This is a genomic window from Candidatus Pelagibacter sp., from assembly GCF_052046145.1.
Lineage (GTDB): Bacteria > Pseudomonadota > Alphaproteobacteria > Pelagibacterales > Pelagibacteraceae > Pelagibacter.
The window spans coordinates 871,939-897,704 of record NZ_JBNGZR010000001.1; the positions used below are offsets into that span (position 1 = coordinate 871,939).

Genomic DNA, 25,766 nt, shown 5'->3' on the forward strand with positions numbered 1-25,766 from the left:
CAGAAATCTAAATGTAAATAGAAATTTCTACAACAAAAATACGTTTCTAAACTAAATTTTGATTTGAAAGGTTGGGGAAAAAACAATCAACGATCTCTCCTTTTTTAAATTTTGATTTGCCCGATGGTAACAAAACCCAAATATTTGATTTTACAAAAGATTTAATTCTAAAAGACTCTTGGCCTTTTAAAATTTTAACATTTATTTTTCCATTTTTAGTTGTGCTTAATTGGCTCTTTACAAATCTTGTGAAATTTTTTTTTTTATTAAAACCGTTCATCAAAATAGCTTTAATTGATTTTTCTTCTGATAATCCTAAAACATTTAAAATATATGGTATTACAAAAAATCTAAAACATGCGGCTGATGAGATTGGATTTCCAGGGAGTCCAAATATTGCCTTTTCTTTCCCTTTAATTTTTGCAAACATAATTGGTTTTCCAGGCCTTATTGCAGCACTTTTAAAGTAGCTTGATAACTTAAATTTTTTAACAACATCAGGTATGAAATCAAACTTACCTGCAGATACTGCGCCTGAAGTAATAATAATATCATCTTTAGATTTAATTAATTTATTTATTTTTTGTTTAAAAATATTTTGATGATCATCTCTCAATATACTCCCACTTTTAAAATTAAATAAAAAATTTTGATTTAAGTTTTTAATATAGTATGTATTGGAATTTCTTACCATCCAATTTGGAATATTATCTTTGTCTGATATTTCGTTTCCTGTTGAAAAAAATAATATGTTAATTCTTTTTTTTACTTTAATTTGTTTAATACCTAAACTTTTAAAAGCTAAAATATGGTTTGGTTGAACAATTGTATTTTTTTTTATTACAACCTCCCCTTTTTTATAATCCGAGCCTGCAAACCTAACGTGATTAAATTTTTTTATTTTGTGGTTAATTAAAATATATTTTTTATTAGGTGCAAAAATTATTTGTTCTATAGGAATAATTGTATCAAAACCCTTTGGTATAATTCCTCCAGTCATTATTTCAGCAGTATCAAATTTTTTTATCTTTTTTTTAAATGGTTTCATTCCTGCCGCAATTGAACCAATAATTTTAAATTTTTTTGGAAATTTTTTCTTTAATCCATTAGTATCTTTTGAATTAATTACGTAACCATCAAATGCAGCATTATTTCCTGCTGGATAATTTATATTAGAATAAACATTGATAGAAACTACTCTATTAAGAGAATTTATACTCTTTATAGTCTCTTCTTTAATTTTAATTTTTGCTTTTTTTAAAATTGTCTTAGATTTTTCGTAACTAATCATTTTTGAGTATTGCTTTGGCTTTTTTTAAATCTTCTTTTGTATTTATATTAAAGAAAGGATTGTTATTTGAAAACTCCATATTAATTATTTTTACCCCAGTATTATTAGCCCATAACTCTACTTTTCTTTCTCCATTTTTTAAATCCTTCTCTAACTTATCTAGTAAATTAATCGACCATAAGCCAAATATATTATGTCGTGTGTTGTTTGACTTAATGAAAAATAAATCACTTTCATTAAAATTAATATTTAGAATAAAATCTTTAAGTATTTGTCTCTTAAAAAAAGGGGTATCAACAGGGAAAGTTGCAATCCATTTGTAGTCTTTTTGATTTTCTTTTATCCATTTCATAGCTGACAAAACTCCACCTAACGGACCATGACCTTTTTCAAAATCTTCAATTATTGAAATTTTTTCTGAGTTATGAAAATTAATTTTATTATTTGATACAATTAAGAGTTCTTTGAATTCATCAATAATTTCAGTCAACATATGATCAATTAACAATTTACCAGCTAACTTTACTTGGGATTTATCTTCTCCAAACCTTTGTGACTTACCGCCTGCTAGCACAGTGCCTAAAATATTGTTATGATCCATCTATAAAATATAAAACATTACAAGTTGAATTAAAGAAATTAAATGGATTTAAGAATTTTAGAAATAGCAGCCCATACTGAAAACAATAAAGTTGTTGAAAACTATACTCATAAGTCAAAACACAAAAATCCATTATGTGGTGATGAGATGGAAATAAGCTTAATTGTCAAAGAAGATGTTATAAAGGATATGGGTTATCAATGTAAATCATGTGTTTATTGTCAGGCATCAGTCAGTCTATTATCCAGAAAAATTAAGGAAAAAAAAGTTGATGACATAAAAAAATTTATAAAAGTTGGTGAGCAACTTTTTGAGGACGCAAAAGTAAGTATAGAAAAACATTGGAAAGACTTTAAAGAAATTTTAGATAAAAAAAATCTTTCAAGAAAAGAATGTTTGCTTTTACCATTAAGAACTATTGCCAAAGCATTAAAAATATAAATGATTAAAATTACAAAACCATTATTGCAAAAAGCATTAATTGCAGGTTTTTTTTCTGCATTTACAATTGGTGTGCTAACAGTCCTTACTTATAAAAGTACACTCGGATATTTTATTGCAGCCTCTTTCGGTTCTTCAATGGTTTTACTATTTGGTTTTCCTGAAAGCCCATTTGCACAACCAAAAAATGTTTTTTTTGGACATTTGGTAACTGCTTTAGTAGGAGTAATTTTTGTAAACTATATTCCGCTCCCTATTTATATCAGTATTGCAATCGCTGTTGGAGCAGGAGTTTTTTTAATGATTTTATTTAATATTGTTCACCCACCTGCTGGTGGAAATCCAATTATAGTTATTATAGGAAGTGCCTCTTATGATTATTTAATTAATCCAATAATTTTTGGTTCTATAATTATATTATTATTAGCAATTTTAATTAACAAATATTTATTAAAAAAAAACTATCCATTAAAATAATTTAATGAATTCTAAATATAAAGTTTTAAAATATTCATCTAATAAGTTTGAGAATATAGATGATTTAATTTCAATTGAAGAACCATTGGAGATTTCATTAAAATATAATAAGTCTAATAAATGGATAATTCAAAGTTTATCTGTAACAATGAGAACTCCAGGTGATGATGAGGATCTTGTAAGAGGCTTTTTATATAATGAACAAATTATAAAAAATATTGATGATATTGATTCAATAGAAAGTTATGGAGATAAAGTTGGTCAATACAATATTCAAAATAAAATATTAGCAACTTTAAATAATTCTGAAAATGTGAATATTTCAAAAATAAAAAGAGATTTTTTAACTAATTCGTCGTGTGGTGTATGTGGAAAATCTTCACTTGATGCTCTTGAAATAATAAAAAAAAATAAAACAAATTCATTAGAGCCGAAAATAAAAAAAGAGGTAATTGTAAAATCACCAGATACATTGAGAGAAGGCCAATCGGAATTTAGTAAAACAGGTGGAATTCATGCTAGCGGTCTTTTTAATAGAAATGGAGAATTGGTTGCTGTCAGAGAGGATGTAGGAAGACATAATGCTCTAGATAAACTTATTGGTTGTGCATTAAAGAGCAACCAAATTGATCCTAAAAACCAATTTATAACATGCTCAGGTAGACTAAATTTTGAGTTGGTTCAAAAAGTTCTGATGACGGATATAGGTATAATGATAGGCGTTGGTGCGCCAACTAGTCTTGCTATCGATTTAGCGAATAAATTTGACATTACCCTTGTTGGTTTCGTAAAGAGGGACAGTTTTAATATTTACACAAATAACAAAAAAGTTATTGTGGACTAAATTAATAAAAGGGTATTTGTGTCAAAAAATATAAGTAATTTATCAGGCAGAATAGGCTTAAAAGATAACTTATTTAAGCAAATCTCAGAAAATACCTTAAGCGATAATCCACAAGATATTAAAGAAATTGCCAAAAAACATAACCTAGGTGTTTCAACTCTCCATGGTGCAGAATCCTTTTATGAGTTTTTAAGACCTTCTCATAGAGAAAAAAAAGCGTTCGTTTGTAACGGTAGTGCATGCATGTGTGCGGGTACTCAAGACAAATTAAAAGATAAACTAAAGGAAAAACTAGGTGATGACAAAGTTGGAGAAATGTTCTGCTTAGGTCATTGTTATGAAAACCATGCATTTCACTATGATGGAGAAAATTATGCTGGTAAAGATATAGAAAAAATTGACCAAATAATTAAAGGTGAAGAAATTAAACAAGATAAGTTTTTCTCTAAAAGTTATGCAACAACAAGTTTTTTAATGGATGACAAGTTATCTTCAACAGATCAATTCAAAGAGCAATTAAGTAAATTTTTAAAAACAGATAAAAAAGAAATAGTAAAATCATTATTAGATTCAAATTTAACAGGAAGAGGTGGCGCAGGTTTTCCAACAGGAATGAAATGGGATTTCTGCAGTAAAGCAAAAGGAGATAAAAAATATGTTATCTGTAATGCAGATGAGGGCGACTCTGGTGCTTTCTCAGATAGATATTTATTAGAAGACCAGCCTTTGAAAGTTATTTTTGGAATGGTAATATGTGGTTATGTAATTGGGAGTGATGAGGGTGTTTTATATATAAGAGGAGAATATCCAAAATCGATTGAAGCATTAAATGGTAGTATAAACGAACTTAAAAAATTAGGATTATTAGGTGAAAATATTTTAGGAACAGATTTTTCATTCGACTTAGGAATTTGTATTGGTCAAGGTGCGTATATCTGCGGAGAAGAAACAGCTTTGATTGCATCTATTGAAGGAAGAAGAGCAGAAGTTGATGTTAGACCTCCTTTTCCTGTTACAGAAGGATTATATAAAAAACCAACTGTTGTTAACAATGTTGAAACTCTAGCAGCTGCAACTGGAATTTTAATAAATGGTTCTGAAAAGTTTTCATCTATAGGAAATAAAAAATCAGCAGGTACTAAATTAGTTTGTTTGGATAGTTTCTTTAACAACCCAGGTGTTTATGAAATTGATATGGGTACTCCAATGAAAAAAATATTTAATGAAATTGGTGGAGGGTATAAAGAACCATTAAAAGCTTTTCAAATTGGTGGGCCACTTGGTGGTGTGGTTCCATTAAGTGAAATAGAAAATCTTAATTTAGATTTTCAGGAGTTTACTGCAAAAGGTTTCATGTTAGGTCATGCTAGTGTGGTGAGTATTCCTAAAGATTTTTCAATGGCTGAATACATTCATCATCTTTTTGAATTTTCTGCTGAAGAATCATGTGGAAAATGTTTTCCTGGAAGACTTGGATCTTACAGAGGTAAAGAAATGTTTGACCAAGCTAAAAAGAAAACTGCCAAAATACCTTTGAAATTGCTTGAAGAATTGCTTGTTACAATGAAAAAAGGTTGTTTATGTGCTTTATGCGGAGCTATACCCACTCCTATTCAGAACATTCTAAAGTACTTTGGGGATGAAATGAAAAATGATATGGTTAAAGATAATTAATGAGTTCAGAGAAAAGAAAAATTGCATATATTGATGGAAAACCGTATGAAATCGGACCAAATCATTCGTCTATTTTAAAATTTGTAAAAAGCTATGTAGGTGAAAAAAAAGTTCCTACTTTATGTGATGATCCAAATTTAGCACCTTATGGAGCTTGTAGAGTGTGTTCGGTCGAAGTTGCTTTAGAAAAAGATGGTCCTACAAAAGTAGTTGCTTCTTGCCATACTCCAGTTGCTGAAAATCAACACATATTTACTTCAAATGAATCTTTGAAAGATCTTAGAAAAAATATTGTTGAATTAGTATTAACAGACCATCCAATGGAATGTGATAGTTGTGAGGTAAATAATAATTGTGAACTTCAAACTGTTGCTAATGACTTAGGTATTTCTGATCACAGATATAACAGTCCAAAACAACATAAAGGTATTCCAAGAGATACATCTCATGATTACATGAGAATGAATTTAGACAATTGTATCAATTGTGGAAGATGTGTCAGAGCTTGTGATGAAATTCAAGGTTCATTTGTACTTACAATGAGTGGAAGAGGATTTGAGTCAAGAATAACAACTGATAACGACATGATGTTTGGAGATAGTTCATGTGTTTCTTGTGGTGCATGCGCTCACACTTGTCCAACAGATGCTATTTCAGATGTTTTTCAATCAAAATCTGCTGCAGTAGATAAAAAAGTTAGAACAACTTGTTCATACTGCGGTGTTGGTTGTAATTTAGAGGCTTCGATTAAAGATGATAAGGTTGTGGCTATTGATACACCTAAACAAACAGAAGTTAATGCTGGACATACGTGTATTAAAGGAAGATATGCATTTAGTTTTTATGATCATCAAGACAGATTAAAAACACCTTTAATTAAAAGAAATGGAAAATTTGAAGAAGCTTCTTGGGATGAAGCTTATGATTTTATAAAAAAGGAAATGAACAGAATTACAAAAGATAATGGTCCAGATGCTTTTGCTGGAATTTCTTCTGCAAGATGTACGAATGAAGAAAATTATGTTTTCCAAAAGATGATTAGAGCTGCAGTTGGAACAAACAGTGTAGACTGTTGTGCAAGGATTTGTCATTCACCAACAGCTTGGGGAATGCAACAAACTTTTGGGACTGGGGCAGCAACTAACTCTACAGAAGATATTTATCATGCAGATTTATTTTTGGTAATTGGAGCTAATCCAACTAATGCTCATCCTGTAACAGGTGCAAAAATAAAACAGCAAATCATGAAAGGAAAAAAATTAATTGTACTTGATCCAGTTACAACTGAACTAGCGAAACTTGCTGATTATCATATTAAACTAAGACCTGGAACTAACGTTGCAGTTCTAAATATGATGTTGCACTTTATTATTAAATCAAAACTTTATAATGCAGATTTTGTTAGAGATAGAACTGAAGGTTTTGATAATTTCTTAAAAGAAATTGAAAGACAAGATGTGGATCATTTAGCAAAAGTAGCTGGAGTAGATAAACAACTAGTTAAAGAAGCATCAATTGCATATGCAACTGCTAAAAATTCAATGGAGTTTCATGGTCTTGGAGTTACTGAACACGAACAAGGATCTAAAACTGTAATGTTAATTGCAGATCTAGCAATGATTACAGGAAACATTGGACGAAAAGGTGTTGGAGTTAATCCTTTAAGAGGCCAAAATAATGTTCAAGGTGCAGCAGACATGGGATGTCAACCACACCAGGGTGCTGGATATTTTCCTGTAGCTGATGAAAAACATCAAGAATTTTATACTGAAAAATATGGAGTAACACATCCGACTAAACCAGGATTAAAAATTCCTCAAATGTTTGAAGCTGCAATAAACAAGGAATTAAAAGGTTTATGGATCATAGGAGAAGATATTGTTCAAACAGATCCTAATAGCGCACATGTTATTGAAGCTATGAACTCTTTAGAACTTTTAGTTGTACAGGAAATATTTATGAGTGAAACAGCAAAATTAGCAACTGTTGTATTGCCTGGTACAACTTTCTTAGAAAAAGATGGAACTTTTACAAACACTGAGAGAAGAATTCAAAGAGTGAACAGAGCTGTACCTCCTCTTCCAGGAACTAAACCTGATGGATTAATTGTAACTGAGATGATGCAGAAATTAGGTTTTAACCAGCCAACTTATGATGCAGATCAAGTTCTAGCAGAAATTGCTGATATTGTTCCCTTCTTTAAGGGAGTTACCAGAGAGAGACTTGGAAAATTTGGATTACAATGGCCAGTTCAAGAAGATGGAACTGATACGAAAATTTTACATACAGAAACATTTAAATTAGGTAAAGGCAGACTTAAAAACTTTGATTGGAAAGAATCATCAGAAATTGAAGCTAATCAAAAAGACTATCCTTTGATTTTGACAACTAGTAGAGTTTTACAACATTACAACGCCGCAACAATGACTAGAAGAACAAAAAATATAAATATTGTAGATGAAGATGTTTTATTAATTCATCCTAAAGATGCTGAGTATAGAGATCTAAACACTGGTGATATCGGAAGACTTTATTCAGGTAGAGGTGAGGTTGCTCTTAAGGTTGAGGTTACAGATAAGGTTAAAGAAGGAATTGTTTTTACTACATTCCATTTCCCAGAACATATGGTTAATATGGTTACAGGTCATGGTAAAGATGAAGAAACAATGTGTGCAGAATACAAAGTATCTTCTGTTGAAGTACAAAAAATTTCTAATCAATTTAAAACAGAAGTTAAACCAAAAGAAAATCAAGCCGAAGTTAGTTAATTAAAATGACCATTGGTTGGCATTTTGATAATACGTATTCAAAGTTATCAAATACTTTTAAAGAAAATATTAAACCAACTCCTGTTCATGATCCTGAATTAGTAATTTTAAATAAGGAACTAGCATCTACTTTAAATTTAGATTTTTCAAAAACTGACAAAAAAAAATTAGCAGAAATATTTTCTGGAAACTCTATACCGGAAGAAACTAATACCATTGCACAAGCATATGCAGGTCATCAATTCGGACACTTTACTATGTTAGGAGATGGTAGAGCAGTTTTATTGGGTGAGCATTTAGTTAATAATGACAATCGTTTTGATATTCAGTTTAAAGGTTCAGGAAGAACTTCTTTTTCTAGAGGGGGTGATGGAAGAGCAGCACTAGGACCTATGCTAAGAGAATATATTATCAGTGAAGCGATACATTCATTAAATATTCCGACTACTAGAAGCCTTGCTGTAGTAAAAACAGGAGAAAAAGTTGTAAGAGAAAATCTTTTACAGGGTGCTATATTAACAAGAGTTGCATCAAGTCATCTTCGAGTCGGAACATTTCAATATATTGCTGCAACTCAAAACATTGAAAATTTAAATACTTTAGTCGACTACACTATAAACAGACATTATCCAGAAATTAAAACATCAAATTCAAAAGCATTAGATTTGTTAAATCTTGTTATGGAAAAGCAATGTCAGCTTGTAATCAATTGGATGCGAGTTGGATTTATTCATGGGGTTATGAATACTGATAATATGGCAATTTCAGGTGAAACTATTGATTACGGTCCTTGTGCATTTATGGACCATTATGATCCAAAAACTGTCTTTAGCTCAATCGATAAGTTTGGAAGATATGCCTTTTCTAATCAACCGCCAATTACAAAGTGGAATTTAGCAAGATTTGCTGAATGTTTGATCCCTCTAATTGATAAAGATGAAGATACTGCAATAAAATTAGCTACAGATTTAATAGATAATTTTCAAAATATTTATGAAGATAAGTGGTTAAATATGATCAGAGATAAGCTTGGTCTATTTGGTGAGGAAAAAAATGATAAAAAATTAATTAATGATTTGTTTAATTGGATGGAAAAAAATAAAGCAGATTACACAAATACTTTTTGTCATTTAATGGGTATTAATTCTGATGAAGTTTACAAAAATGTTGAATTTGTCAATTGGAAAAATGAATGGAAAAAAAGATCTGAGTTAAATAATTCAACTAAGGAAAAACAAATCAAACTTATGGAAAAAAATAATCCAACTGTTATTCCTAGAAATCATAAAGTAGAGGAAGCCTTAGCTGAAGCAGACAAAGGAAGTTTAGATAAAATGAAAAAATTATTAGCTATTTTAAAAAATCCTTACGACAATCAAAATAATATTCAGGAATATCAAACGCCTGCTCCATCAAACAATGAAAAATATCAAACTTTTTGTGGAACTTGAAATTATAAAACGTAAGGCTCTGGCCTAGCTGATTTACCCAAAACTCTTTCAACTGCAAAATCACTTATATCAATTGTTTGGTATGATCCTGTTGTGATTAATTCAGTTAAGGCCCTACCGATACCTGGTGCCTGCATTAAGCCTCGTCCAGTAAACCCAGATGCCATGTATACATTCTCATATTTTGGATGTTTACCAACTACTGCATTATTATCCAATCTATTACAGTCATAGTAACCTGCCCATCCACCAGTTAACTTTAATTCCTCAAAAGCAGGTATTCGTTTAGCTAGAGCTGGCCAGACTAATTCTTCAAAGTCATTCCAGGCTGGTTCTAAATCTTCTGCGTCGAATACAGAAATAGGTGAGCCTGCTAAATATTCTCCTCCTTCTGGTCTCCAATAAACACCCGTTGTTAAATCTCCACTTAGTGGCATCTCTTTTATATATGTTGGGCATTTTACTCTAAACACGGTATGCTTTTGAGGAACAACTGGAATATCCTCTAACAATTCTTTCGTCCAACAACCAGCCGCAGAAACAATTGTTTTGGCATTTATTTCAGAAATACTTTTTACTTCACCCTTAATAAATTCTGCTCCAAGCTCTATAGCTTTACTTTTAAGAGCGCTATGAAACATAAATGGATCAATCCATCCTTCGCTTTGGTTATCTGTATAGGTTGCTGTTTCAATTCCCTCACTATTAACATAAGGAAAAACTTTTGATAATTCTGAGCCTTTAATATTTTTTGTTCCTGCATCACAATCTTTATGGTTTTCCAATGCTCTATATTGCTCTTCAGCATGTTCAGGGCCAAACATTAAAAGATATCCATTGGTTACCATACTAGCTGTTGGATTAGGATTTTTTTCTGTTTTTAATAATTCTGGTATTTGAAAAATAAATTCTCTTGCAAATTTTCCTAATAAAATATTTTCTTTTTGGAAAAATTGTCTTCTAAAACCTCCTAGAGATAATGGGAATGAAGCTGTTTTATAAGTAGGATCTCTTTCAATGACTTTTACTTTTCTACCTTCTTTGGATAAAAAATAAGCAGTTGCTGCCCCTATTATTCCACCACCAATTACTACAACATCATCCATATCTAATTTAACATAATTAAGCTTGTATTCAGAATTAGTGCAAAGCTACACCAAAGTAAATATGGAATCATTAAGTAGGCGCTCAACATCTTGACGCGTTTAAACCTTAAAATTAAGTTAATTATCAATGCTATTAGAATGATTAAAACTAATAAAGCCAAGTCCATATTGTGAAAAACAAAAAAAACTACACTCCAAGTTGTATTGAAAATTAAATGAATGAAGTAAATATAAACAGTATTCATATCTCTATTTTTAGTATGCCAATAAAGCCATATAGAGAAAGTCATCATCAAATAAAGAGATGTCCAGACAGGACCAAATATCCAATCTGGAGGATTAAAAGTTGGTTTATTTAAAAGTGAGTACCAAGGTTCTTTAAATGTAATTGTAGACAAACCTCCAATGAATGAGGCAGAGAATGTAATAGCAAGAAACAACAGAAATGTTAAAAATTTGTTTTTAAGCATATTAAATATATACATAACAAAAAATGAGTAAAAAAACTATTTGGATTACTGGAGGAAGTACTGGCATTGGTAAAGCTTTAGCAATTAAGTTTGCAGCCATGGGATGGAACGTTGCTATATCTGCAAGACGAGCTGAATTATTGAATGAGCTTTCAAATTCTTATGAAAATATTTCAGGTTTTCCTTTAGATGTGACCGACAAAGAAAAGTGTAAAGAAGTATTTAATGAAATTAAAAACAAATTTGAAAATATAGATATTTGTTTTTTTTCAACAGGAACATGGGATCCAAAAAAAGAGAAAGAAATAGATGTCGAGCAAATGGAAGACGTATTTAAGGTAAATTTTTTTGGAACAGTTAATTGTATTAAAGCTGTTGAACAGTACTTTAGAGATAAAAAAAAAGGAATAATAACTATTGTGTCATCAATTGCGGGATATAGAGGATTACCTAATTCAACTGGATATGGACCATCAAAGTCGGCATTAAATAACTTAGCTGAAAGTTTGTACTTTGATTTTAAAAGACACAATGTACGTGTTTGTTTAGTGTCTCCTGGTTTTATTAAAACTCCAATGACAGATAAAAATGATTTTAAAATGCCTTTTTTAAAAACACCCGAGTATGCAGCAGATCAAATTTTTGAAGGTTTAGTAAACAAAAATACATTTGAAATACATTTTCCAAAATCACTTACAATAACCTTAAAGCTGCTTAGTTTTTTACCAAGTAAAATTTATTTTGGATTAGTTGGGAAACTCACAAAATATCAAAAAAAATAGTTAATCTTTTACAAATACAACTGTTAATTCTGCTACTTTAAAACCAAACTTTGTCATAGTTGCTCTATTTATTGCAACTCTATCATCTTGTTTAAAAATCCAATCATCAAAAGTGATTTTTATCTCTTTACCTTTGACTGGAACTAATAAAACATATTCAAATTTAAATGCAGGTCCATAAGAATAACCTTTCGCTTTACCAACAACATCACCTGCTGTCCCTTCATAATTGTTTTCATCAATTTTATTTATTTTCCATTCTCGGTCTTGAACTTCACCATCATCCCAATTAAATTTTTCTTTAAGAATTAGCTGATTTCCATCCCAAGTTCCATTTAAGTCTGCAGAAAATTGTCTTGTAACTTTTCCTGATCTATTTTGTAAAACACCCCAAGCCTTAACATTTCCAGATAAATATTCTTCAATGATTAATCTCGGTTCTTTATTTTTAAAATCTTCTGGTTTCATAGCGCTATTATTCGAGCAACTTGTAATTAAGAATAATAAAATTATCAACGAAATTGGCTTAATAATTTTTATATGTCGCATAAATATCTCCATTATTTTATTTATTTTGCATTGAAAACTGAATTAGATCTATATTTTTTGACTTAAATCCTGCTTCACAATAAGAAAGGTAAAACTCCCACATTCTTTTAAATGTTGAGTCAAAACCTTGATTTTTTATTAAATCCCATTTTTTTAAAAACTCATTTCTCCATATAGCCAATGTATTTGCATAATGATCAGCGTAAGAAATATATGAATTAACAGTTAAACCGTTGTCAGAAACGTATCGATTAATGCTATTTTTATTTGGCAAAAAACCACCTGGAAAAATATATTTTTGAATAAAATCTTGTTTGTTTTTATATCTATCAAATAACCTATCATCGATAGTAATTGCTTGAATAGCTGCTTTGCCACCATCAGATAAGTTATTTTTAATAGTTTTAAAATAACCCTCTAAATAATTTTGACCAACTGCCTCAATCATCTCTATAGAAGCAATTGAATTGTATTTGTCTTTAAGATCTCTGTAATCTTTTATTTCAATATTTACTTTTTCGTTTAAACCACAATTAAAAATTCTTTCTTTTGCGTATTCAAATTGTTTTTTTGATATTGTAATACAGTCTAGTTTAACATCGTATTTTTTACCTAGATACTCGGCAAAACCTCCCCAACCACATCCTATTTCTAAAATTTTGTCACCATTATTTGGTTTAATTAGATCAATTAATTTTTGATATTTGTTATTTTGAGCATCAGATAGATTTTTTGATTTATCATCAAAAATAGCGCTAGAGTATGTAAGTGTGTCGTCTAACCAAAGAGAAAAAAAATCATTACCTAGATCATAATGTCTAGCAATATTTTCCTTACTTCTACTTTTTGTATTTTTAATAATTTTATTTTTTACAAAATTAATTATTGGAAAATCAAGAAGGCCTGAGAATTTATGTATTACTTCTATATTTCTTGCAGTTAATTCGATTAAATTTGATAAGTTACTAGTTTCAAATTCACCTCTCATGTAGCTCTCAGCAAATCCAATACTACCACCTCTAATTAAATTATAATTAAAATCTGGTTTTTTGATTGAAATATTTGCATGCAATTTTTCATTTGGATTTCCAAACTTTAAAACTTTTCCGTCATGTGTAGTAAGCTCTAGATAACCATAATTTATTTTATTAAGAAATTTAAAAACTAATTTATCTGCAGTGTTATTTAAAAACATTAATTTTCTACTGTTATATTATTTTTAATTTTAAATTTTTTCTTAATTAATTTAATTCCTTTAAACCACAATTTAAACGCTTCAAAATGTATCGCAGAGATAATTTTAAATGTCATTAAAGGGTGTTTAAGATAAGAATTCATTAAGTTTTTACTTGTCAAAGCAGATCTTTCACCATCTTGAGATGCAAAAAGAATTTTTCCTTCTTGATCATATTGATCAATTACAACTGACAACTTCTGGTCTGGATTTAATATTCTAAAAAAATAATTACAATCCATTTCAATGAATGGTGAAACATGAAATTTTTTTGAGCAATTATTTTGAATTAATTTATTTTGTCCCTCAACTTTAAAAACATATGTGTGTTGCTCACCAAATGTATTTTTAACCTCATATAATATAGAAATTAAATTTTCATTATTATCGTAAACAAAAAAAATACTTAGTGGATTAAAAACATAACCAAATATTCTTGGATAGCATAAAAGTTTAACTTTTATGTTGTCTGTACTGATTTCGTTATTAATTAAATTTTTTTTTACCCACTCAAAAAGAGATGACCCATCACGGTCACCATGATCTTTTTCGTAAAAACTAATAAGATTAAATTTATTTAATGAAAAAAATTTTAATTTATTATTAAGCTCATTTAACTCTGATAGATCAATGAAAAGTGAAAATACTTTATATTTAAAAAAATGTTCTTTTGGTTTAAATCTCTTATGGATTACGTTTCCATTATATATACAAGAACTAATCATTAAGGTTTTTCAGCATTTCAAGAGATGATTTTATTCCATCTTCATGAAATCCGTAACCAAAATAACTGCCACAAAAAAGTAAATCTTTTTGATTTTGTATTTTAATAAGCTCTGATTGAGCATCTAATGCTTTTTGATCGTAATATGGATGTGTAAATTTTACTTTTTTCAATATTTTTTTCTCATCAATATTGAAGTAAGGATTTAGTGTTAAGAAAATATTTTCATCACACTTTAAATTTTGCAATAAATTTAACCAGTAAGTTATTGAATTTTTCTCTAAATTCTTGTCATCTATTGATGAATTCCAAGAAGACCAAGCTTTTTTATTTTTTGGCATGGCACGCTGATCTGTATGTATGTAAGCTATATTTTCTTTGTAGCTAAAATTCGAAAGAATATTTCTCTCATCCTCAGTTGGATTTTCTATTATCTCTAAGGCTTCATCAGCATGTGTTGCCAAAATAACCTTGTCGTAATCAAAAAATTCACTTTCTCCACCGTAATATAAATCTAGTCCTGACATTTTTCTTTTTATTTTTGTAACTTTATAATTTTTATAATGTTCCCCACTTAATTGTGAAATTATTTTACTAACATAGGTTCTGCTTCTATTGGTTACTGTGTACCACTGTGGTCTATTTTTCAATTTAAACAAACCATGATTTTGAAAAAATCTAAGAAAAAAACTAATTGGCATTTTGCTTGCTTCATAAGGGGGCATAGACCAAATTGCAGATACCATTGGTATTATATGATAATCAACAAATGTTTTGGATAATTTATTAATTTTTAAATATTCACCTAAGGTAATTTTGTCATTGGATATGATTGCTTGATCACTTTTTTTATAAAATTTAATTATATCAAAAAACATTTTTAAGAAATCAATGTTAAATAGATTTGATTTATTGCAGAAAATCCCACTCAATCCTTTTCCACAATATTCAAATTTCGTATTATCTACTGAAACTGAAAAAGACATGTTGCTTTTTTCAATTTGAATATCATTTTCCTTAAAAAAATTAATTAAATTTGGATAAGTTTGAAAATTAAAAACAATAAAGCCAATATCAACTGATATTTTTTTTTCATCAAAAAACAAATCTATTGTATGAGAATGTCCACCAAAATGGTCTTCTCTTTCGAAAAGATCTACATGATGATTTTTAGATAAATAATAAGCAGCACTTAGTCCAGAAATACCTGACCCAACGACAGCAATTTTCATTAATTATTATGCTGCATCTTCTTTAAACTCATCCATACTTGGACAAGTACAAAAAATATTTTTATCTCCATACACGTTATCAACTCTTGCAACCGGAGGCCAAAATTTATTTGCTTTTAAGAATTTTGCAGGATATGCAGCTTGCTCTCTTGAATATTTATGATTCCATTCATCTGAAGCTAATTCAATATCGGTGTGAGGTGCATTTTTAATAGGGTTATCTACTTTGTCAAACTTACTTGACTTAACCATATCTATTTCCTCTTTAATGCTAATCAATGTGTCACAAAATCTATCCAGTTCAGATAAACTCTCACTCTCTGTTGGTTCAATCATCATTGTTCCAGCAACTGGCCATGACATTGTTGGCGCATGAAATCCATAATCAATTAATCTTTTAGCTATATCTTCTTCTGAAATACCTGTTTCGCTTTTAATTGATCTAATATCAATAATACACTCATGAGCAACATTACCATTTGAACCTTTATAAAGAATTGGGTAATGGTCTTTTAATCTATTTGCTATGTAATTTGCATTTAGGATTGCAATTTGTGTTGCAAGTTTTACACCTTCGGATCCCATCATCTTAATGTACATCCAAGAAATTGATAAAATACTTGAGCTTCCCCAAGGAGCTGCTGAAACGGCACCTATTCCACTTGCAGGTCCACAATCTTTTACGACTGGATGATTAGGCAGATAAACTTGTAAATGTCTTTTACATGCGATAGGTCCCATTCCAGGTCCTCCTCCACCATGTGGAATACAAAATGTTTTATGCAAATTTATATGACAAACATCAGGACCAAAATTTCCTGGTTTTGCAACTCCAACAAGTGCGTTTAGGTTTGCTCCATCCATATAAACTTGACCACCATGTTCATGAATTACTTCACATATATCTTTAATTTTTTCCTCAAATACGCCATGGGTTGATGGGTAAGTTACCATTAATGCACCAAGATTGTCTGAATGCAATTCTGCTTTTTTCTTTAAATCCTCAAAATCAACATTTCCTTCTTTGTCACAATCAACAACGACAACTTTCATTCCAACCATCTGTGCACTTGCTGGATTAGTTCCATGTGCTGAGCTTGGAATTAAACATATATTTCTATTTTCATCCCCTCTATCTAAATGATACTTTCTTATTACCATTAAGCCAGCATACTCACCTTGGGCTCCCGCATTTGGCTGAAGTGAAACACCAGAAAAACCAGTAATAGATCTTAACCAATTTTTAAGATCTGTGAACATTTCTCTATATCCCTCCATCTGTTCGACAGGTACGAATGGGTGGGGCTCAGCCAATTCTCTCCACGAAATAGGTATCATTTCTGCAGTAGCATTTAATTTCATAGTACATGAACCTAGAGCAATCATTGTTCTATTAAGAGCTATATCCTTATCCTCTAACTTTTTAAGATATCTAAGCATTTCTGTCTCTGAATGATATGAATTAAAAACAGGATGTTCTAAATATTTTGAAGTTCTTAATAAATTTTTTGGTATATTTGGTAAACTAACAGTTGGATCCTCTTTTTTAATTGACTCTGCAGCATTAAATATTTTTAGTAGTTGGTTTACTCTATAAACATTTTTTCTTTCGTCGAAGGAAACAGCCAGCATCTCTGAATTTACTTTTCTAATATTAACTTTTTGGTCTAAAGCATTTTTGAAAATCTGATCTGTCTTTTCTTTGGTTATAATAGTTACAGTATCAAAAAAATAATCTGAGTATAATTCATATCCAGATTGTTTTATTTTGTCTGCAAAATTTTTTGCTAGTTGAGATACTCTTTCAGAAATACTTTTAATTCCATCAGGGCCGTGATAAATGGCATATGCTGCTGAAACAATCGCTAGTAAGGCTTGAGCAGTACAAATATTACTTGTAGCTTTATCTCTTCTAATATGTTGCTCTCTAGTTTGTAATGACAATCTATAGGCCTGGTTTCCATGCCTGTCCACTGAAACCCCAACAATTCTACCTGGCATAGATCGTTTGTATTCATCTTTTGTTGCAAAAAAGGCTGCATGAGGTCCTCCATAACCCATTGGAATACCAAATCTTTGGGAACTTCCGACTGCAATATCTGCTCCAAGCTCTCTTGGTGTTTTTAGCATAGATAGTGCAAGGAGATCACAAACTAAAATTGCTTTTCCATTTTTTTTATGAATTTTACTTATGGCCTCACTAGGATCTTTAATATCACCTAAAGTTCCTGGATATTGTAAAACTCCGCAAACAATATCTTCTTTTAACTGCTCTAGAACTTTATCCTCGTTTCCAACAAGTACTTTAAGACCCATTGGCTCTGCTCTAGTTTGAATAACGTCAATTGTTTGTGGGTGGCAGTTCTCTGAAACAAAAACTAAATTACTATCACTTTTATTAAGTCTATGACTTAAACCCATAGCTTCGGCAGCTGCTGTTCCTTCATCAAGTAAAGACGCGTTTGCTATATCCATTCCTGTAAAATCAACAATCATTTGTTGAAAGTTTAATAGCATCTCTAATCTACCTTGTGCTACTTCAGGCTGATAAGGTGTGTATGATGTGTACCATCCAGGATTTTCTAATATATTTCTTAAAATTACATATGGTGTGTAGGTTCCATAATAACCCATGCCTATAAAATTTGAGTAAATTTGGTTTTTTTTTGAAATTGCTTTTAATTTTCTTAAAGCTTCATATTCTGAATTTGGTTCACCGATATTTAATTCACCTTTAAACTGAATCTTTTCTGGTATGGTACTATTAATAAACTCATCTAATGACTTAAAGTTAAGATCTTTAAGCATTTTTTCTTGGTCCTTTTCAGATGGACCTATGTGTCTTCTAATAAAATCTTTTTGTGAATTATGTAGCATTAGCTTGATGTCTCCTTTGCAAATTTATCGTATTCTTCTTTGTTCATTAAATTATCTAGCTCAGATGTGTCTTTAATTTTCAATTTAAAAAACCATGCACCACCTTCAGGGTCCTCATTGATTTTGGCAGGATCATCTACTATAGACTGATTAGTATCTACCACTTCACCACTAACTGGAGTATAAACATCACTAGCAGCTTTTGTAGACTCTACCACACCCGCAGTACCATCTTTTTCAACATTAGATCCTTTTTCAGGAAGTTCTGCAAAAACTATGTCTCCAAGCATTTCTGTTGCATGTTTTGTAATTCCTATTGTGGCTACATCTCCTTCCAAAGTAATCCACTCATGTTCTTTAGAAAATTTTACTTCACTCATTAATTTACTCCTTTCACATAATTTTTCTTATAAAATGGTAATGCGCAAATATTTGCTGGATGTTTTTTTCCTCTTACCTCAAGCAAAATTTTTGTATCAACCTTTGAAAACTCTTTATCAACATAACCCATCGCTATAGGACCGTTTACACTTGGTCCAAACGTTCCACTAGTTATTTCACCAATTTGTTTATCTGTATCATTAAATATTTTAGTTTTTTCTCTTGCAATCAGTCTCCCCACAGGCTTAATCCCTACTCTTATTTGGCTTGCTCCATCTTGCATTTGGTTCATAATTTTTTTCGATCCAATAAAACCCCCATTTGATAATCTAGATTTTGAGATTGCCCATCTAAGGTTTGCCTCAACTGGTGTTTTATTAATATCTAATTCGTGACCATATAAACATAATCCAGCTTCTAATCTCAAGGTATCTCTTGCCCCAAGTCCTATAAGTTGTGCTCCCTTTTCTATTAAATTTTCAACAAATGTTTCAGCTTTATCGTTAGAAATTGAAATTTCAAATCCATCTTCCCCTGTATAACCTGATCTTGTGACAAATAATTTTTGATTATCAGAATCAAACCAATTTCCTGTCATGAAATTTAGTTGATCAACCCCATTTATAATTGAGTTTAAAATTTCAACAGATTTAGGTCCTTGAATTGCTATTAAAGATCTATTGTTATCTAAATTCATTTTAAATTTTGAACCTAGTAAATTGGATAAAATATCATAATCTTTATCTTTGCATGCAGCATTTAAGATGATTAAATATCCCTTCTCTATTTTTGTGATAATTAAATCATCATAAATTCCAGCATCTTCATTCATTAAAAAACTATACTTAGAGCAGTTTTGTTTTAGATTTTTTAAATCTAATGGAAAAATCTTTTCTAATTCTTCTGTTAAACTTTCATCACCGTATATAAATAATTGACCCATATGAGATACATCAAATATTCCAGAATTCGATCTTGTGAATTTATGTTCTTCAATAATACCTTTGCTATACTGAATGGGCATTTCGTAACCAGCGAATTCAACAAACTTAGCGTTGTTACTTTGATGAAGTTTATTTAGCGATGTTTTTTTTATTTCCATATTAACTCTTCTGTGCCCCCTCTGTCTTGGTGCCTGAGAGATTTGCTCCTTCGGCGAGAATAATTCTCTTTCCAGAGTTAATATGTACGGTCCTTTTGCCTGAGAGTTTCCGGGGTGGTTGCTCCTTCGGCGCTACAAAAGTAGTCTCTCCCGTATATAAATTTATAGCATATTTAAAATGTTTATGTGAAATTTATTTTGCTACCTTTTTGACAAGTAATGGAGATAAAAACTGTATAACCACTGCTGTTATAACTACCGCTCCACCAAAAAGCACTGTAAGTGGTGGGTTTTCGTTTGCAAACATCCATGCCCATAAAGGTCCTAGAACAGCTTCAGTTAACATAATGATTCCAACAAATGCTGAAGGAGTTGATCTTGCTCCAATTGTTATAAGTATGAAACCAAGTCCAACTTGAAAAAATCCTGCAAGAAAACCTAAAAAAATATCATTTGTTGAAACAAAAATACTTGGTGACATGAACAAACCTATTAGTGTTGCAAAAATTCCAGCAACCAGTTGTAAAGGTATCATGTCGACTTTTGGATATTTTCTGACAATTAAAATTAAGATTGCAAATGATATCGGCATAATAAATGCAACTAAGTTTCCAGTCATTTGACCTGGTGTTAGTGAACTTCCTAACATTAATATAATACCAGCTACTGCTGTAATAATGCAAGTTAATGTAATTTTTGAAATTTTTTCTTTTAAAAATACGTAACCAAAAATTGCTAAAAACAAAGCTTGAGTTTGAATTATAAAGTTTGCATTAGCTACTGTTGTTTCGTACATAGCAAATACATAGCTAGCAAATCCAATAGATAAAATTATACCTCCAAATAAACCTGGAATTCCAGATTTATAAAGTGCACTGAAAATTTTTCCTTTGTAAGTAAAAATTAAAAAAATCGTAATTACTCCAATAAAGAAAAGTGATCTCCAAAATAATATTTGCCAAAGTGTGGATCCATCGAAAGACTTAACAATTAAACCTCCAAAACTTAGTGCACAAGCTCCTAAAAAAACTAAAAAATGTCCAGGTATTTTTGATAAAAAATTCATTAAATTTGTGATAGTAAATTTTGAGTTTCCATTTCATATAACTTAAATAAAGTCTCTGCATCAGATAAATTAATCTCTTTAAATTTTATTTTTGATCCTGGAGCCATTTGTACTAATCGATCATAATCAACACTAGCCACAACACCAATTTTTGGATAGCCACCAACAGTTCCATGATCTGAAAGCATTATTATTGGATTACCGTCAGCTGGTACCTGAATAACACCTTTGATTAATCCCTCTGATTTAATATTGGTATTAACGATATTCTCTATTTTAGGACCTTCAAGCCTCATGCCCATTCTGTCTGAAAGTTTTGACACAATAAATTCTTTTTCATAAAATATTTGTTTTCCTTGCTCTGAAAAATAATCAAAATTCGTCCCTCTCATTACCCTAATATTTTCTATTTTGGTATTTATGTAATTAATTTTTTTTATATCTTTATTTGAATTTATTTTTTTAAGATTAATTCTCTGACCTACATCTAATGTTTTTCCATCATTGGATCCAATATTTGCTTTCGTATTTATAGAACAACTATTCCATTGAAATTTTAAATCTAGTTCTCCACCTAATGCTAAATATCCATAAACTGATTTATTTGTAGAAATGATATTGATTTCATCTCCATTTTCAATTTGATAGCTTTGATAGCAATTGCCCTCTATTTCATTATCTTTTTTTTTTATTGAAAAAATTACATCTCCGGTAACAACAAAATTAATTTTTTCTCCTGAATACTTTAAATGAGGACCTTGATATGCAAACTCTATAACTGCTGTGTCTAATTTATTATTAACAAGTTTATTAGCTATAAGATAATTCCTATTGTCCATAGCACCACTAAATGGTATGCCTATATGATATAGATGATCTCTGCCTTTGTCTTGAAAGGTAGTATTAATTCCAGGTCTGATTATATCTAAATAATTATTGCTCATTAAAATTTTTATACTGATCTAAAGTAATTTCTTTGAAAATTACTGTATCTCCTGGGTTAATTAGATTTGGTTTATCCTCCTTTGAACTATCAAAAACATCCAAAGGTGTGTTTCCTAAAATATTCCATCCACCTGGACTTTCAAATGTATAAATATTCGCAAATTGCTCGGTTAAAGCAACAGAACCCTTGGGAACTTTTACTCTTGGAGTTTCTAAACGTTGCGCTCGCATATTCTCATCTAAATCACCAAGAAAAGGCATACCAGCAATAAAACCTGTCATGTAACAGAAATATTCCTTATTTAAAAAATTCTCTAAAATTTTTTCTCTACTCAATTTTAAAATTTCTTCTAATCTTTTAATATCTAATGAGAAATTTTCATGACAACAAACAGGTATTTCTAATTTTTTAGAATCTATATCTTGTGATTCTTTAGCATCAATATTTTCAACATAATTTTTAACTTCTTTAAAGTTTGTTTTTTTTAGATCATAAGAAATAATTAATTTATTATAAGAAGGTGTTAAATTATTTATCCCTTCAAATTTTTTTTCTTTAATAGTTTTAAAATATTTTATAACTTCTGAATTAATTGATTTATTTACTTCATTACCAAAATCACAGTACAAAGCTGCGTCACCAAGATTTGATATATTTTTTATCATGTCATGTTATACTTAACATTAGAGACTATGGAAATTAATATAAATTGCGATTTAGGTGAAAAATCAAAACATCATTCAAATAAGCATGATCCAGATTTGCTAGAAATAGTTAATTCTGCAAATGTCGCATGCGGTTATCATGCAGGTGATGATGAGTCGATGAATCAAGTTGTTCAAATTTCAAAAAAAAATGGTGTTAGTATTGGAGCGCATCCGTCATTTAATGACCCTGAAAATTTTGGAAGGCAAAGAATGAATATTCCACCTAATGAGGTAAGGCAATTAATTATTGATCAATATGAAATTCTTCAAAAAATTGCTCAAGATCATGGAGAGAATGTTACTCACATAAAACCACACGGCGCTTTAAACAATATGGCTTGTGAAGATATAGATTTAGCTACTATTTTAGCAAAAGCTATAAATGAAATTAACAAAGATTTAATTTATCTAGTTCCTACAGGGTCTAAAATGGAAGAAGCAGCAAAAAGACTAAACATGCGTATTGCTTGTGAAATTTTTGCTGATCGAAATTATGAGGATGATGGTAATTTAGTTTCTAGAAAAAAACCACATGCTCTTATTACTGATCCAGAAGAAGCTAAAAAACACGTATTAAATATGGTTAAAAATCAGTCACTTAATTGTCACAGTGGAAAGCAGATACCTTGTGAAATAGACTCTGTGTGCATACATGGAGATAATGAAAGCTCATTGTCTACTGCAAAATCAATTAGAGAAAATTTAATAGAAAATGGGCTGCAATTAAAACCACTTAACCAAATGAAAAAATTTATATGATTAAAAAAACCTTTTTAACACTATTAACATTAATTTTATTATCAACTAATTCTTACTCAGCTGGGAGTTCAAGTGATGGGGGCGACTCAAGTAAAGTTAAGTCTAACTATGATAAAGCTGTTACTTTAATTAAAGCAGCTAAGAAATATGAAAAAAAAGGAAAAATTGAAAAAGCCAACAAACGATATGAAAAAGCTCAAGCATTGTTAATCAAATCAAACAAGAAAAAACCAAATCAAGCTGACACTTTAAACTACCTTGGTTTTACTACTAGAAAGCTTGGAGATTTTGAAAATGGAGAAAAATATTATCTCTTAGGCCTAGAAATTGACCCAAATCACATAGGCATAAATGAATATTTGGGTGAATTATATGTTGTTACAAATAGGTTAGCTTTAGCAAAAGAAAGATTAAAAGTATTAGAAAGTTGTAATTGTGAAGAATACACAGAGTTAAAAGAAATTATTGCTGGAACAAAACAATCAAAATATTAATTTATATTTTGAACCATTTGTTGAGGCATCCATAATGCAATTTCAGGGAAAATAACAACAAGAACAACTGCGAGTATCATTAATAAAAATAATGGAAAAGCACTTCTCGCAATAAATCCCATATCTTTATTGGCCATTCCCTGTAAGACAAATAAATTAAATCCTACAGGTGGTGTGATTTGAGCCATCTCAACTACGATAACTAAAAATATTCCAAACCAAATCATGTCAAAACCAGCCTGTCTTATCATTGGCTCAATGATTGCCATTGTCAATACTACGGCTGAAATTCCATCAAGAAACATTCCAAGAATAATATAAAAAATCATTAATACAAAAATTAATACATAAGGTGATAGCTCCATATTTTGTATCCAGATAGCAAGATTTCTTGGAAGACCAGTAAATCCCATAGCTAATGATAAAAATGTAGAGCCAGCTAAAATAAAAGCAATCATACAGGAAGTTTTAGTTGCTCCCAATAAGGATTGTTTAAATGTTTCAATGGTTAAGCTCTTTTGAAAGTAAGATAAAATTAAAGCCCCTACTACACCTAAGGAAGCAGCCTCAGTTGCTGTTGCAACTCCAGTGTATATTGATCCGATCACAGCTGATATTAAAACAATTACTGGTAATAGTTGTTTTGATTTTCTTATTTTTTCTAGAAAGGAAAAATTTTCTACATATTTTGGCATGCTTTTTTTATTTATTAAAGACCAGATAATCACGTAAGACATAAATATAAGTGCAATCATTATCCCTGGAATAATTCCTGCAATAAATAGCTTTGCTATAGACTCTTGAACAGTTACTCCATAAATTATTAATATTATTGAAGGAGGAATAAGAAGTCCTAAAGTTCCTGAGCCTGCTAGACTACCTAACAAAATTTTTTCTGGATATTTTCTTTTTCTTAGTTCCGGGATAGACATCTTGCCTACTGTTGCAACGGTTGCAGCAGAAGAGCCAGAGATTGCAGCAAAAAGTGCACAACCAACAACATTTACATGAATTAATCCACCAGGTAATTTTTGCATCCATGGTGATAGTCCGGCAAATAAATTTTCAGATAACCTAGTCCTAAATAAAATTTCACCCATCCAAACAAACAATGGTAAAGCTGTTAATGTCCATGATGATGAGGTTCCCCATATCGTAGTTGCCATGGCATCCCCAACTGGTCTTGAAGTAAATAACATCATCCCAATTGTTGAAACTCCTATCATACTTATCGCTACCCAGATGCCAGATCCAAGAAAGAATAAAAGTACACTTATAAAAAATATTATGAGAAATATTTCAGTCATTCTTGTTTAAAATTGTTAAAATAAATTTATGTAAAACAGCTATAAAAAAAATCAAAGATCCAATAGCAACACTAGTTTGAGGTATCCAAATTAAGATCTCATCTGCACCTTCGCTTCTCTCTTGAAAATCATAAGAGATTAATAACATTTTCCATAAGTAAAAAGACAAATAACCTGAAAAAATTGTTGCTACGATAAGACACCATATTTCTAAAAATTTCTTATAAGATAAAGAGGCTTTTTCTAAAAAAAGAGTAATTCGAATATGTCCACCCTCAACAAAAGTAAATGCTAAAGCATAAAAAGAGGCTGCAGCCATGCAGTAGCCTGAGTACTCAGCTAAACCCCTTATGTAAAAACCAAAAATCCTTGAGGAAATTCCAATTAAAATAAAAACTGCAACAAGTATTAAAAAAAAAGCAGCTAAATATCCTGAAAATTTATAAAGTTTTTTTAGATTATTGTTTATTGATTGAAACATTT

25 protein-coding genes and 1 riboswitch are annotated in these 25,766 nt (G+C 30.2%); of the genes, 9 read left to right on the forward strand and 16 right to left on the reverse strand.

Features of this window, described 5'->3' with window-relative positions; all coding sequences use genetic code 11:
- Window positions 1-46 precede the first annotated feature (46 nt).
- A complete protein-coding gene (locus ACTT88_RS04730) occupies window positions 47-1,291 on the reverse strand; it encodes a molybdopterin molybdotransferase MoeA (protein WP_440908167.1) in 1,245 nt (414 codons plus the stop codon).
- Window positions 1,284-1,892, reverse strand: coding sequence for a molybdenum cofactor guanylyltransferase (gene mobA / locus ACTT88_RS04735; RefSeq protein ID WP_440908168.1), 609 nt, complete (start codon window positions 1,890-1,892; stop codon window positions 1,284-1,286). Before mobA ends, ACTT88_RS04730 begins: the two co-directional genes overlap by 8 nt.
- Window positions 1,893-1,934: 42 nt before the next feature.
- Here mobA and ACTT88_RS04740 point away from each other — a divergent pair, with 42 nt between their 5' ends.
- Genes ACTT88_RS04740 through ACTT88_RS04765 form a run of 6 tightly spaced genes read left to right on the forward strand, consistent with a single transcriptional unit; the run spans window position 1,935 to window position 9,547 of the window.
- A complete protein-coding gene (locus ACTT88_RS04740; RefSeq protein ID WP_440908169.1) occupies window positions 1,935-2,333 on the forward strand; it encodes an iron-sulfur cluster assembly scaffold protein in 399 nt (132 codons plus the stop codon).
- Complete coding sequence (locus ACTT88_RS04745) at window positions 2,334-2,810, forward strand: HPP family protein (RefSeq protein ID WP_440908170.1); 477 nt, start codon at window positions 2,334-2,336, stop codon at window positions 2,808-2,810.
- Window positions 2,811-2,814: 4 nt separating this feature from the next.
- Complete coding sequence (fdhD, locus tag ACTT88_RS04750; RefSeq protein ID WP_440908171.1) at window positions 2,815-3,654, forward strand: formate dehydrogenase accessory sulfurtransferase FdhD; 840 nt, start codon at window positions 2,815-2,817, stop codon at window positions 3,652-3,654.
- Window positions 3,655-3,672: 18 nt separating this feature from the next.
- On the forward strand, window positions 3,673-5,328 hold the full coding sequence (locus ACTT88_RS04755; protein ID WP_440908172.1) for an NADH-ubiquinone oxidoreductase-F iron-sulfur binding region domain-containing protein: 1,656 nt from the start codon (window positions 3,673-3,675) through the stop codon (window positions 5,326-5,328).
- Window positions 5,328-8,096 (forward strand): formate dehydrogenase subunit alpha, encoded by a 2,769-nt coding sequence (gene fdhF / locus ACTT88_RS04760; protein ID WP_440908173.1) that lies wholly within the window; start codon window positions 5,328-5,330, stop codon window positions 8,094-8,096. Before ACTT88_RS04755 ends, fdhF begins: the two co-directional genes overlap by 1 nt.
- A gap of 5 nt (window positions 8,097-8,101) precedes the next feature.
- Complete coding sequence (locus tag ACTT88_RS04765; RefSeq protein ID WP_440908174.1) at window positions 8,102-9,547, forward strand: protein adenylyltransferase SelO; 1,446 nt, start codon at window positions 8,102-8,104, stop codon at window positions 9,545-9,547.
- A 2-nt stretch (window positions 9,548-9,549) separates the two neighbouring features.
- Here the strand turns inward: ACTT88_RS04765 and ACTT88_RS04770 are convergent, their stop codons facing one another.
- Together ACTT88_RS04770 and ACTT88_RS04775 are read right to left on the reverse strand one after the other, a co-directional pair.
- The gene (locus ACTT88_RS04770) at window positions 9,550-10,653 is read right to left on the reverse strand and encodes an NAD(P)/FAD-dependent oxidoreductase (RefSeq protein ID WP_440908175.1); all 1,104 of its coding nucleotides are present in this window, start codon (window positions 10,651-10,653) and stop codon (window positions 9,550-9,552) included.
- A 2-nt stretch (window positions 10,654-10,655) separates the two neighbouring features.
- A complete protein-coding gene (locus ACTT88_RS04775; protein ID WP_440908176.1) occupies window positions 10,656-11,123 on the reverse strand; it encodes a TspO/MBR family protein in 468 nt (155 codons plus the stop codon).
- 23 nt (window positions 11,124-11,146) lie between these two features.
- Here ACTT88_RS04775 and ACTT88_RS04780 point away from each other — a divergent pair, with 23 nt between their 5' ends.
- Window positions 11,147-11,905, forward strand: coding sequence for an SDR family NAD(P)-dependent oxidoreductase (locus ACTT88_RS04780; protein ID WP_440908177.1), 759 nt, complete (start codon window positions 11,147-11,149; stop codon window positions 11,903-11,905).
- Here ACTT88_RS04780 and ACTT88_RS04785 read toward each other — a convergent pair whose 3' ends face one another.
- The 10 genes from ACTT88_RS04785 to ACTT88_RS04830 all read right to left on the reverse strand — a co-directional run bounded on the left by ACTT88_RS04785 (window position 11,906) and on the right by ACTT88_RS04830 (window position 22,681).
- A complete protein-coding gene (locus ACTT88_RS04785; RefSeq protein ID WP_440908178.1) occupies window positions 11,906-12,466 on the reverse strand; it encodes a DUF3833 domain-containing protein in 561 nt (186 codons plus the stop codon).
- A 4-nt stretch (window positions 12,467-12,470) separates the two neighbouring features.
- On the reverse strand, window positions 12,471-13,649 hold the full coding sequence (locus ACTT88_RS04790; protein WP_440908179.1) for a class I SAM-dependent methyltransferase: 1,179 nt from the start codon (window positions 13,647-13,649) through the stop codon (window positions 12,471-12,473).
- Complete coding sequence (locus ACTT88_RS04795; protein WP_440908180.1) at window positions 13,649-14,413, reverse strand: DUF1365 domain-containing protein; 765 nt, start codon at window positions 14,411-14,413, stop codon at window positions 13,649-13,651. The genes ACTT88_RS04790 and ACTT88_RS04795 overlap by 1 nt, the downstream gene beginning before the upstream one ends.
- Window positions 14,406-15,644, reverse strand: coding sequence for an NAD(P)/FAD-dependent oxidoreductase (locus ACTT88_RS04800; protein WP_440908181.1), 1,239 nt, complete (start codon window positions 15,642-15,644; stop codon window positions 14,406-14,408). Before ACTT88_RS04800 ends, ACTT88_RS04795 begins: the two co-directional genes overlap by 8 nt.
- A 6-nt stretch (window positions 15,645-15,650) precedes the next feature.
- On the reverse strand, window positions 15,651-18,521 hold the full coding sequence (gcvP, locus tag ACTT88_RS04805) for an aminomethyl-transferring glycine dehydrogenase (RefSeq protein ID WP_440908182.1): 2,871 nt from the start codon (window positions 18,519-18,521) through the stop codon (window positions 15,651-15,653).
- A complete protein-coding gene (gene gcvH / locus ACTT88_RS04810) occupies window positions 18,521-18,901 on the reverse strand; it encodes a glycine cleavage system protein GcvH (protein ID WP_440908183.1) in 381 nt (126 codons plus the stop codon). The genes gcvP and gcvH overlap by 1 nt, the downstream gene beginning before the upstream one ends.
- A complete protein-coding gene (gene gcvT / locus ACTT88_RS04815) occupies window positions 18,901-20,004 on the reverse strand; it encodes a glycine cleavage system aminomethyltransferase GcvT (protein ID WP_440908184.1) in 1,104 nt (367 codons plus the stop codon). Before gcvT ends, gcvH begins: the two co-directional genes overlap by 1 nt.
- A gap of 77 nt (window positions 20,005-20,081) precedes the next feature.
- Window positions 20,082-20,167: riboswitch (glycine riboswitch) on the reverse strand.
- 30 nt (window positions 20,168-20,197) lie between these two features.
- Window positions 20,198-21,070, reverse strand: a complete 873-nt coding sequence (locus ACTT88_RS04820) for a DMT family transporter (RefSeq protein ID WP_440908185.1) — start codon at window positions 21,068-21,070, stop codon at window positions 20,198-20,200.
- Entirely contained in the window at window positions 21,070-22,014 is a 945-nt protein-coding gene (locus ACTT88_RS04825; RefSeq protein ID WP_440908186.1) for a biotin-dependent carboxyltransferase family protein, read from the reverse strand. Before ACTT88_RS04825 ends, ACTT88_RS04820 begins: the two co-directional genes overlap by 1 nt.
- Entirely contained in the window at window positions 22,004-22,681 is a 678-nt protein-coding gene (locus ACTT88_RS04830; RefSeq protein WP_440908187.1) for an allophanate hydrolase subunit 1, read from the reverse strand. Before ACTT88_RS04830 ends, ACTT88_RS04825 begins: the two co-directional genes overlap by 11 nt.
- A gap of 27 nt (window positions 22,682-22,708) precedes the next feature.
- Here ACTT88_RS04830 and ACTT88_RS04835 point away from each other — a divergent pair, with 27 nt between their 5' ends.
- Together ACTT88_RS04835 and ACTT88_RS04840 are read left to right on the forward strand one after the other, a co-directional pair.
- The gene (locus ACTT88_RS04835; RefSeq protein ID WP_440908188.1) at window positions 22,709-23,482 is read left to right on the forward strand and encodes a 5-oxoprolinase subunit PxpA; all 774 of its coding nucleotides are present in this window, start codon (window positions 22,709-22,711) and stop codon (window positions 23,480-23,482) included.
- A complete protein-coding gene (locus ACTT88_RS04840) occupies window positions 23,479-23,976 on the forward strand; it encodes a tetratricopeptide repeat protein (protein WP_440908189.1) in 498 nt (165 codons plus the stop codon). Before ACTT88_RS04835 ends, ACTT88_RS04840 begins: the two co-directional genes overlap by 4 nt.
- Here the strand turns inward: ACTT88_RS04840 and ACTT88_RS04845 are convergent.
- Window positions 23,973-25,283, reverse strand: coding sequence for a TRAP transporter large permease (locus ACTT88_RS04845; RefSeq protein WP_440908190.1), 1,311 nt, complete (start codon window positions 25,281-25,283; stop codon window positions 23,973-23,975). The genes ACTT88_RS04840 and ACTT88_RS04845 overlap by 4 nt on opposite strands.
- The gene (locus ACTT88_RS04850; protein WP_440908191.1) at window positions 25,276-25,764 is read right to left on the reverse strand and encodes a TRAP transporter small permease; all 489 of its coding nucleotides are present in this window, start codon (window positions 25,762-25,764) and stop codon (window positions 25,276-25,278) included. The genes ACTT88_RS04845 and ACTT88_RS04850 overlap by 8 nt, the downstream gene beginning before the upstream one ends.
- Between the last annotated feature and the right edge of the window lie 2 nt (window positions 25,765-25,766).